Genomic DNA, 10,340 nt, shown 5'->3' with positions numbered 1-10,340 from the left:
CCGCCCGCTGGCGCAGGCGGACGCCGGACACACCGTCGTCCTCCCGGGCGGTGAAGGCGTCGCGGTGCCCGTCCCGGTGGAGACCGCGGACATCGGGCCCGGCGAGCTGCCCACCCCGTGGTCGCGGGGGTCCGTGCCCGGTGGTGAGCCGGTGACGTCCGTGCTGGGTTCCGTCGCGAGCGTGCGTCGAGGCGTGGTCGGCCGAGGGGTGAACATCGCGGTCTGGACCTGGGACGACTCCGCGTTCGCGTGGCTGGCCGGAGAGCTCACGATCGACCGCTTCCGCGAACTCCTGCCCGCGCTGGAGGGCATGGAGACCCGCCGTTACCTGCTGCCCAACCTCCGCGCCGTCAACCTCGTGGCGCGCCCCCCGCGTGGTGTGCCGCTCGACAGCGGGCTCGGGGCCGACCTGGCCTCCGTCCGTCTGTCGATCCCCGGCGAACTCCTCGAGTTCGGACCGTGAGGCTCGTCGCGAGGCCCGGACCGGCGGACATGGAGCGAACGTAGGACAGACCCCTGCGCCTCGGCTGCCTAGCGTCGGTGGAGACCGTCCATCGTCCGGGCCCGCCGGGCGCACGTCCCGTGCGGTCGTCTTACGAGGAGTCCGCATGACACGTTCGATCATCGCCAGAGTCCCGGTCGTCGCCGCCACCTCGCTGATGGCCGCGGCTGTGGTCGCGGTCGGGGCGCCGGTCGCCACCACCCAGACAGGGTCCCCCTCCAGTGCCGAACTCGGCAGCGAGCTCGGGGACGCCGCCGGGAGTGTGCAGGAGTTGGAGGCCATCATCGAGGGGATGAACCCGGGTGCCCGGGGAGCGCTGGACAACGGGTCCCTGGCCAATCTCAACGAACTGATCGCGAACATCCGCAGTGGAGAGATCCTCGATGTGTTCCGGGTGGTGCAGGGGATCCCCGGGGGTTCGCAGGACATCATGACCCTCGCGGAGAGGGCGTCGCGCGGTGAAGTGGGGTGGGATCGGGTCCTCGCGGCGACCCAGGTGGTCCTGGCTCCGGTCACGCCGTGCAACACCTTCACCAATTCCGGGCGGCAGGGCATCTTCACCAACAGGCATGAGATCGGCCGCAGCGGCGGCGGCCGGGTACTGCTGCGGTTGGAGACCTATTACGTGCCCGACTTCGTCGAGGTGGCCTATGACGGAACCGTGCTGTGGACCACCCCGGGCTACGTGGGAACCAACGGAGACTGGCACGTATGGATCGACGTGCCCCCCGGTGTGTCGACATCGATGACGGTGAAGGTAGACGCCCCCCGGAACGGCACCGAGTGGAACTACACCCTGGGGTGCCCGGTGTGACCCCGCGCGACGGCGGGTGAGGTGATCCTCCCGGTCCGCACCGGGAGAACGCCGTGCCAAAAAAGCAAGCAAGCATGCTTGCTTTATTCGAGGCGCGGTGGGAGTCTGATGCCATGCAGACGAACATCCGGCCCTCGGCGACGGAGGACCCGCACGCGGTCCTGGCCGCGCTCAGCGCCCGACTAGACGACCTCGTCGAGACCGCCGGTCCCGACGTCTGGCATCTGGACACCCCGGCCGTGGGCTGGGACGTGGGCATGCAGATCGCGCACCTGGCCTGGACCGACGAGGTCTCGGTCACCGCCATCACCGATCCGGACGCCTTCCAGGGTGTGGTGGAGACGGCCATGGCCGATCCGACCGGTTTCGTGGACGCCGGTGCCGCCGAGATCGCCGCCACCGGCCGCGACGAGGTGCTCGCCCGGTGGCGCCTGGCCCGGGGAGAACTCGCGGACGCGCTCAAGGCCGCCGATCCGGGCGACCAGGTCCCGTGGTTCGGACCGCCGATGCGGCCGAAGTCCATGACGACCGCCCGGATCATGGAGACCTGGGCACACGGCATCGACGTCGCCGACGCCGTCGGGATCCCGCTCGACTCCGACCCGGCCTTCATCGCGGCGCTGCCCCACGTGGCCCGTCTGGGGTTCAAGACCCGCGGCTTCGCGTATCTGATGAACGGACTCGAGGCCCCGTCCTCGGAGGTCCACCTCGCGCTCACCCTGCCCGACGGCACCGTCCTCGAGTTCGGCCCGGCCGACGCCGAGCAGCGAGTCACCGGACCGGTGCTCGACTTCTGCCTGCTGGTCACCCAGCGCGTCCACCGCGCCGACACCGCCCTCGAGGCGGTCGGCGAGGACGCGGAGGAGTGGCTGCGGATCGCCCAGGCCTTCGCGGGCCTGCCCGGCGGCGGCCGCGAGGAGGGGGCGCGGGCATGACCGTGAGGAACCTCGCCGCGCCGCTGCGCGTGGGAAACATGTCCGGCTTCTACGGTGACCGCATCTCCGCGATGCGCGAGATGCTCGAGGGGGGCGAACTCGACGTCCTCACCGGCGACTACCTCGCCGAACTCACCATGCTCATCCTGGGCCGCGACCGGATGAAGAACGCGGAGCTCGGGTACGCCAAGACCTTCCTGCGGCAGCTCGAGGACTGTCTCGGGCTGGCGCTGGAGAAGAACGTCAGGATCGTCGCGAACGCGGGCGGTCTCAACCCCGCCGGCCTGGCCGGCGCGGTCGTCGAGCTCGGATCGCGGCTGGGGCTGTCCCCGCGGGTCGCGCACGTCGAGGGCGACGACCTGATCGACCGGGTCTCGGAACTCGACATCCCGGCCGACGCCGGCTTCCCGGTCACCGCCAACGCCTACCTCGGGGGCTTCGGGATCGCCCGCTGTCTGGACGCCGGTGCCGACATCGTCGTCACCGGTCGCGTCACCGACGCCTCGGTCATCGTCGGTCCGGCGATCAGCCACTTCGGGTGGACCCGGACGGACCTCGACGCCCTCGCCGGCGCCACCGTCGCGGGGCACGTCATCGAGTGCGGGACCCAGGCCACGGGCGGCAACTACGCCTTCTTCAACCGCGGTGAGATCGCCGACCCCGTCACCCCCGGTTTCCCCATCGCCGAGATCGCCTCCGACGGCACCTCCGTCATCACCAAGCACGCCGGGACCGGGGGAGCGGTGACGGTCGGCACCGTCACCTCCCAACTCCTCTACGAGGTCACCGGGGCGCGCTACGGCGGGCCCGACGTCGTCACCCGCCTGGACACCGCTCGCCTCGAGCAGGAGGGCCCCGACCGCGTCCGCATCTCCGGTGTGCGCGGCGAGACCGCCCCCACCACCACCAAGGTGTCGGTGACGTGCCTCGGTGGCTTCCGCAACGAGGTCACGTTCCTGCTCACCGGGCTGGACATCGAGGACAAGGCCGCACTGGTCGAGCGCCAGATCCTGGCCGGCCTCGTCACCCGTCCGGCGGAGATCGACTTCCGCCTCAGCCGCACGGACCACGCGGACGCCGACACCCAGGCCGCGGCGACCGCACTGCTGACCGTCGTCGCCTGGGACCCGGACTCCGACGTGGTGGGCCGGGCGTTCTCCGACGCCGCGGTGGCCATGATCCTGGCGAGCTACCCGGGTGCCACGCCGAGCGCGCCCCCCGGTCGCGGCGGCCCGTACGGCGTGTACGTCCCCGCCTACCTCGACCAGGAGAAGGTGCCGCACGTCGCGGTGCTCCCCGACGGAACCCGGGTGGACATCGCGCCTCCGGAACACACGGAGGAGATGGGCGACGGTCACGCCTCCGACGGCCTCGACGCCGAGGGTGCATCGCTGTCCCCGTCCTCCCGGTCGACGGCGTCCACCACGCGCAGGCCCCTGGGGGACGTGCTCGGCGCCCGCTCGGGAGACAAAGGCGGGACCGCCAACATCGGTCTGTGGGCCGGAGACGCGGCGGCCTACCGCTGGATGCGCGAGACCCTCACCGTCGACGAGCTGCGTCGCCTGCTCCCGGAGACCGCCGACCTCCCGGTCGAGAGATACGAACTTCCCCGGATCAATGCCGTGAACTTCGTCATCGACGGACTGCTCGGCAAGGGCGTCGCCCACGGCTACCGCTGGGACCCCCAGGCCAAGGGACTCGCCGAGTGGCTCCGCTCCCGCCTCATCGACGTGCCCGACGACATCACCGCCCCCGTACCCGCCGCCACGGCACCCGCCGAGCCGGCACCCGCAGAGGAGAACGCGTGACCATCCCGCCGTACGTACCGGGGGATCCCTGGTATTCCGAGGAGAGTCTCGCCCTGCGCGAGACCACGACCCGTTTCGCCGAGCGCGAGATCCTGCCCCACCAGGACGAGTGGGAGGCCGCGGGCGCGTTGCCCCGCGAGCTGCACGCGAAGGCCGGCCGGCTGGGCCTGCTCGGTGTCTCGTTCCCCGAGGAGGTCGGGGGCGGGGGTGGCGACATGCGTGACTCCCTGATCGTCTGCGAGGCACTCCACGAGGCCGGCGTCGCCGGCGGCGTGTTCGCCTCGCTGTTCACCTGCGGGATCGCCACCCCCCACCTGGCCCAGTCCGGCCGACCCGACCAGATCGAGCGCTGGGTCAGGCCCACGCTCGCCGGCGAGTTGATCGGCTCCCTGGCCATCACCGAGCCCGGCGGCGGTTCCGACGTCGGACGCCTCACCACCACCGCCCGCCGGGACGGCGACCACTACGTCGTCAACGGCGCCAAGACGTACATCACCTCCGGTACCCGCGCCGACTTCGTGGTGACCGCCGTGCGCACCGGCGGTGACGACCTGAAGGGAGCGGCGGGCGTCAGCCTGCTCGTCATCCCCACCGACACCCCCGGTTTCCACCGCTCCGCCCCGCTGGAGAAGCTGGGCTGGCGTGCCTCGGACACCGCCGAGTTGACGTTCACCGACTGCCGGGTGCCGGTGGAGAACCTCGTCGGCGCCGAGCACGACGGGTTCGCCCAGATCGCCATCGGCTTCGTGGGCGAACGCGCGGCGCTGGCCGCCCAGGGGTACTCCCACGCCCAGCGATGCCTCGACCTCACCCTGGACTGGGTGCGGGAGCGTGAGACCTTCGGCCGCCCCCTGCTCTCCCGGCAGGCCGTGCAGAACACCGTCACCGAGATGGCCCGCCGTATCGACGTCGCCCGCACCTACACCCACCGGTGCGTGGACCTGGCCGCGGCGGGGCACGACGCGATCGCCGAGGTCTGCTTTGCCAAGAACACCGCCGTGGAGTGCGCGGAGTGGGTCGCCAACGAAGCACTCCAGCTCTTCGGAGGTCTCGGCTACATGGCCGAGTCCGAGGTGAGCCGCCAGTACCGCGATGTCCGCCTCCTGGGCATCGGCGGAGGCACCACCGAGATCCTCACCACCCTCGCCGGACGACGTTTGGGGTACACCGCATGACCATCCTGCGTTCCACGCTCGACACCACCAGCGCCGAGTTCGGTGCCGCCAAGGCCGCGATGGAGGACAAACTCACCCAGCTCACCGCCGATCTCGAACCCGCGCTCGCCGGCGGCGGCGAGCGCAAGGTCGTCCGCCACCGCGAGCGCGGCAAGTTCACCGCCCGGGAGCGGATCGACATGGTCCTCGACCGCGAGTCGCCCTTCCTCGAGCTGTGCGCTCTCGCCGCGTGGGGCTCGGACTTCCAGACCGGCGCCTCCGTGGTGGCCGGGATCGGCGTGGTCGAGGGCGTGGAGTGCCTGGTCATCGCGAACGACCCCACGGTCAAGGGCGGCACGTCCAACCCGTGGACGCTGCGCAAGATCCTCCGCCTCAACGACGTGGCCATGAAGAACCGGCTCCCGGTGATCAGCCTCGTCGAGTCCGGTGGCGCCGACCTGCCCACGCAGAAGGAGGTGTTCATCCCCGGAGGCGCGCTGTTCCGCGACCTCACGCGCCTGTCCAAGGCCGGCATCCCCACCATCGCCGTGGTCTACGGCAACTCCACCGCCGGCGGAGCGTACGTCCCGGGGATGAGTGACCACGTGGTCATGATCGAGGAGCGCTCGAAGGTGTTCCTCGCCGGACCCCCGCTGGTCAAGGCCGCCACCGGCGAGATCGCCGACGAGGAGACCCTCGGCGGTGCGGACATGCACGCCCGCGTCTCCGGCCTCGCCGACCACTACGCCCTCGACGAGGCCGATGCCGCACGCATCACGCGCGGCATCATCCGCCGGCTCAACTGGTCGAAGTCCGGTCGGGCCCCGCGCGCCGAGGTCATCGAGCCGCTCTACGGCGCCGAGGATCTCCTCGGCATCGTCCCGGAGGACCTCAAGATCCCCTTCGACCCGCGCGAGATCATCGCACGCATCGTGGACGGGTCCGACTTCGACGAGTTCAAACCGCTCTACGGGGCGAGCCTGGTCACCGGGTGGGCCGAGATCCACGGCTACCCGGTGGGCATCATCGCCAACGCGCGCGGCGTGCTGTTCAGTGCGGAGGCGCAGAAGGCCACGCAGTTCATCGAGCTGGCCAACCGCTACGACACCCCGTTGGTGTTCATGCACAACACCACCGGATACATGGTGGGCTCGGAGTACGAGCGCGGCGGCATCATCAAGCACGGCTCGATGATGATCAACGCGGTCTCCAATTCCGAGGTCCCGCACCTGTCGCTCATCACCGCCGCGTCGTACGGCGCGGGCCACTACGGCATGTGCGGCCGCGCCTTCGACCCCCGGTTCCTCTACACGTGGCCGAGCGCCAAGTCCGCCGTCATGGGCGGTCAGCAGCTCGCCGACGTGGTCACGTCCGTGGCCGCCGCCGCCTCGTCCGCCCGGGGCGAGGAGATGACCCAGGAGACGATCGACGGTCTCAAGACCATGATCGCCGACCAGATCGAGAAGGAGTCGTTGCCGGCATTCCTGTCCGGGATGCTCTACGACGACGGCATCATCGACCCCCGCGACACCCGGACCGTGCTGGGTCTCAGCCTGTCCGCGATCCACTCCGGAGAAGTCGCCGGAACCGACCGCTTCGGCGTCTTCCGGATGTGAGGAACACACCCATGCAGAATTCACCCACCCCAGCCCCGATCACCTCGGTCCTGGTCGCCAATCGCGGGGAGATCGCCCGCCGTGTCCACCGCACCGCCCGCGCCCTGGGCATGACCACGGTGGCGGTCTACTCGGACGCCGACTCGGGCGCCCCGCACACCCGCGAGGCCGACGCCGCGGTCCGTCTCCCCGGCAACACCCCCGGGGAGACCTACCTGCGAGGTGACCTGGTCATCGCCGCGGCCAGGGCCGCCGGAGCCGACGCGATCCACCCCGGGTACGGGTTCCTGTCCGAGAACGCCGGGTTCGCCCGCGAGGTGATCGACGCGGGGCTCACCTGGGTCGGCCCGCCGGTGGCCGCCATCGAGGCCATGGGCTCCAAGATCGAGGCCAAGAAGATGATGGGCGAGGCCGGAGTGCCCATGCTCGCCGACCTCGAGCCCGCCGACGTCACCGAGGACATGCTCCCGGTGCTGGTCAAGGCCTCCGCCGGTGGTGGCGGACGCGGTATGCGCGTGATCCGCACCCTCGACTCGTTGCACGACGAGATCGCGGGCGCCCGGCGTGAGGCCAGGTCCGCCTTCGGCGACGACGCCGTGTTCTGTGAGCGGTACCTCGAGCGTGGCCGTCACATCGAGGTCCAGATCATGGCGGATTCGCACGGCACCGTCTGGGCGGTGGGCGAGCGCGAGTGCTCCATCCAACGCCGCCACCAGAAGGTGATCGAGGAGGCCCCGAGCCCGCTGGTCGAGGGGACCCCGGGGATGCGGGAGAAGTTGTACTCGGCGGCCCGCGACGCCGCGTCCGCGATCGGGTACACCGGCGCCGGCACGGTCGAGTTCCTGGCCACCGACGACGGCGAGTTCTTCTTCCTCGAGATGAACACCCGTCTCCAGGTCGAGCACCCGGTCACCGAGGCCACGACCGGACTGGACCTGGTGGCGCTCCAGCTGGACGTGGCGGCGGGTCTTCCCCTGCCGTCCACCACACCCCCGGCCGCCCACGGCTGGTCGTTCGAGGCCCGCCTCTACGCCGAGGACCCGGCGAGCGACTACACGCCGGGTTCCGGAACCCTGTGGGCGCTCGACGTCCCCGGCGTCTGCTCGACCTTCGAGGGCCCGCACCGCCCGGGCATCCGGGTGGACAGCGGTGTCGAACCCGGGGCGGACGGCGCGGTGATCGGCGTGCACTACGACCCGATGCTGGCCAAGGTCATCTCCTACGGCCGTACCCGTTCCGAGGCCTGCGCCTCGCTCGCCGGCGCGCTGACGCGGGCGAAGATCCACGGCCTGACGACCAACCGCGCCCAGCTGGTCCGGGTCCTGCGCCACCCGGAGTTCATCGCCGGCAACCTGTCGACCGCGTTCCTCGACGATCACGGTGCGCAGGCGGTCGCCGCCCCGCTCGCCGACGACGAGGCCGTGGTGATCTCCGCGCTGGCCGCCGCGATCGTGTCCGGGACCGCCGACCACGCCGCCGGGCCGGTGGCGCTGGCGCAGGCGGGCTTCCGCAACGTCGGCCGCACGCTCCAGAGGCGTACCTACCGGTTCGGGGAGGACGAGTTAGAGGTGGCGTACATCCGCGACCGCTCCGGCGCCCACGCGGACGGCGATCTCGCCGAGGTCGTCCGCGTCGGACAGGTCCGCCCCGACGCGGTGGACCTCGAGGTCAGGGGAGTGCGCCACACCTTCTCCGTGGCCCGGTACGAGGTGGTGGGCTCCGACACCGTCGTGGAGGTGGACTCGCCACTCGGACCGGTCCCGCTCATCGAACCGCCCCGGTACTCCGATCCCGGCGCGGAGGTCGCCGCGGGTTCGCTGCTCGCCCCCATGCCGGGTGCGGTCATCCGGGTGGCCGTCTCCGTCGGGGACACCGTCACCGCCGGCCAGCCGCTGCTGTGGATGGAGGCCATGAAGATGGAACACACCATCTCCGCCGCCGTGGACGGCATCGTCACCGAGCTGCCCGTCGAGGTCGGCACCCAGGTCGAGACCGGCACCATCCTCGCCGTCGTCGCGGAACCCGACAGCACCGACGCCGACAGCACCGATCCTTCCAGCACCGACACCACCACCCCCCAGGAGTGACCACGATGACCGACATCTCTCAGATCCCCAACCCCGTCGTCGACACCGAGGAGCAGAAGCAACTCCGCAAGGTCGCCTTCGACCTGGGCTCGCGATACGGCATGGAGTACATGCGCGAGAAGTCCGACGCCGGCGAGACCACCGACGAGCTGTGGACCGAGGCGGGCAGGCTCGGACTGCTGGGGGTGAACCTGCCCGAGGAGTACGGCGGCGGCGGGGCCGGCATGACCGAGCTCGCGATGGTCGAGGAGGAGCTCTCCGCCGCGGGCGCCGGGCTGCTCATGATGGTGGTCTCGCCCGCCATCAACGGCACGATCATCTCCCGCTTCGGGACCGAGGAGCAGAAGAAGCGCTGGCTGCCAGGCCTGGCCTCGGGCGAGATCATCACCTCGTTCGCCATCACCGAGCCGGACGCCGGGTCCAACTCCCACGCCATCACCACCACCGCACGCCGGGGCGGCTCGGACTTCCTGCTCAGCGGGCAGAAGACCTACATCTCGGGAGTCGACCAGGCCGACGCGATCCTCGTGGTGGCCCGACTCGAGGGCGCCGCGAGCGGCAAGCTCCAGCCGGCCCTGTTCATGGTGCCCACCGACGCGCCCGGACTCGAGCGCACCCACATCCCCACCGAGGTGCGTACGCCCGAGCGGCAGTTCCAGCTGTACTTCGACGACGTGCGCCTGCCCGCGGACGCGCTCATCGGTGACGGCGACACCGCGCTGCTCATGCTCTTCGCGGGCCTCAACCCCGAGCGCATCATGGCCTCCGGGATGGCGATCGGTTCCGCCCGCTACGCGATGGACAAGGCGACGAAGTACGCGAACGAGCGCACCGTGTGGAAGACCCCGATCGGCGCCCACCAGGGGATCGCCCACCCCCTCGCCCAGTGCAAGATCGAGCTGGAGCTGGCCCGGCTGATGATGCGCAAGGCCGCGGCGCTCGTCGACGCCGGCCTGGACGACCTCGCCGGCGAGGCCGCCAACATGGCCAAGTACGCCTCCGGAGAGGTCTCCGCCCGCACCGTCGACCAGGCCATCCAGACCCTCGGCGGCAACGGCCTGTCGGTGGAGTACGGTCTCGCCGGCATGCTCGCCGCATCGCGCCTGCCCCGCATCGCCCCGGTCAGCCGGGAGATGATCCTCAACTACGTGGCCCAGCACTCGCTCGGGCTGCCGAGGAGCTACTGAGGTGGCCGCGGCGGACGATCAGACCGTCGGTGTTCCGGTGCTGGTGCGCTACGAGGTCTCCGGGGGCGCCGCCCGCGTGACCCTCGACTCGCAGCACAACCGCAACGCCATCTCGAGCGCCCTGGTCGAGCAGCTCCACGCGGCGCTCGACCGGGCGGCCGCGGACGACGGTGCCCGCGTGGTGGTCCTCGGTCACGCCGGCGGGACCTTCTGCGCCGGTGCCGACCTCAGCGAGGC

General features: G+C 71.0%; 8 protein-coding genes and 1 pseudogene. All 9 read left to right on the top strand.

The features are described from left to right. Nucleotides 1-463 (top strand): annotated as a pseudogene (locus G6021_RS04785) (hypothetical protein); the annotation flags it as partial. A 145-nt stretch (nucleotides 464-608) separates the two neighbouring features. Then, nucleotides 609-1,316 (top strand): hypothetical protein, encoded by a 708-nt coding sequence (locus G6021_RS04780; protein ID WP_182640761.1) that lies wholly within the window; start codon nucleotides 609-611, stop codon nucleotides 1,314-1,316. Nucleotides 1,317-1,429: 113 nt separating this feature from the next. Further along, a complete protein-coding gene (locus G6021_RS04775) occupies nucleotides 1,430-2,251 on the top strand; it encodes a TIGR03084 family metal-binding protein (protein WP_182640760.1) in 822 nt (273 codons plus the stop codon). Continuing rightward, nucleotides 2,248-4,059, top strand: a complete 1,812-nt coding sequence (locus tag G6021_RS04770) for an acyclic terpene utilization AtuA family protein (protein ID WP_179525936.1) — start codon at nucleotides 2,248-2,250, stop codon at nucleotides 4,057-4,059. Before G6021_RS04775 ends, G6021_RS04770 begins: the two co-directional genes overlap by 4 nt. Beyond that, nucleotides 4,056-5,234 (top strand): acyl-CoA dehydrogenase family protein, encoded by a 1,179-nt coding sequence (locus tag G6021_RS04765; RefSeq protein WP_179525935.1) that lies wholly within the window; start codon nucleotides 4,056-4,058, stop codon nucleotides 5,232-5,234. The genes G6021_RS04770 and G6021_RS04765 overlap by 4 nt, the downstream gene beginning before the upstream one ends. Next, a complete protein-coding gene (locus G6021_RS04760; protein WP_179525934.1) occupies nucleotides 5,231-6,829 on the top strand; it encodes a carboxyl transferase domain-containing protein in 1,599 nt (532 codons plus the stop codon). The genes G6021_RS04765 and G6021_RS04760 overlap by 4 nt, the downstream gene beginning before the upstream one ends. Before the next feature lie 11 nt (nucleotides 6,830-6,840). Continuing rightward, nucleotides 6,841-8,916, top strand: a complete 2,076-nt coding sequence (locus tag G6021_RS04755; protein ID WP_182640759.1) for a biotin carboxylase N-terminal domain-containing protein — start codon at nucleotides 6,841-6,843, stop codon at nucleotides 8,914-8,916. A 5-nt stretch (nucleotides 8,917-8,921) separates the two neighbouring features. Continuing rightward, entirely contained in the window at nucleotides 8,922-10,103 is a 1,182-nt protein-coding gene (locus G6021_RS04750) for an acyl-CoA dehydrogenase family protein (RefSeq protein WP_182639336.1), read from the top strand. Nucleotide 10,104: 1 nt separating this feature from the next. Beyond that, nucleotides 10,105-10,340: enoyl-CoA hydratase-related protein (locus tag G6021_RS04745; protein ID WP_347238914.1), on the top strand; the 236-nt coding region annotated here is incomplete at its 3' end.

The sequence above is a fragment of the Dietzia sp. CW19 genome (assembly GCF_014145265.1).
Lineage (GTDB): Bacteria > Actinomycetota > Actinomycetes > Mycobacteriales > Mycobacteriaceae > Dietzia > Dietzia natronolimnaea.
Note: the sequence above shows the minus strand (reverse complement) of the source record. Positions and strands in the feature narration are given on the sequence as shown.